Here is a 373-nt window from a genome sequence, read left to right on the forward strand (position 1 = left end):
CAGGAGGTAATGAAATGAAAACTCATAAACCCAAAATAGTAGCGGCACTTACGGTATGTCATGGCATTTATAAAAAAGCGGTGTTTGTATTTAACGATCAGCCCGTAAAAATACATTTTCTCACGATGGACGAGTACAGGCAAATGGTGGCTACTCTTTCGCCCGCTAGAGTCCGTGAGTGGGCAGGGATGCTCAAGAAAGTAGATGAAAGAAAGCCGATCTATTACTGCATTTGGACGGTGAGAGTGAATGAATATCACCTGATAACGAACAAGATTCAAGAGCTAATTGATGCGGTCATCAGTGAGAGTTTGGTGACTTTTGAAATGGACATTTCTTCGATTGAAGTTCGCGAAGAGCGAGAAGCAAATTA

General features: G+C 41.8%; 1 protein-coding gene. It reads left to right on the forward strand.

The window, feature by feature from the left end; translation table 11 throughout:
* Positions 1 to 14: 14 nt before the first annotated feature.
* Positions 15 to 373: hypothetical protein (locus GQY27_RS21280; RefSeq protein ID WP_160037254.1), on the forward strand; the 359-nt coding region annotated here is incomplete at its 3' end.

Origin of the sequence: Paenibacillus sp. An7, from assembly GCF_009870785.1 — a bacterium.
Lineage (GTDB): Bacteria > Bacillota > Bacilli > Paenibacillales > Paenibacillaceae > Paenibacillus.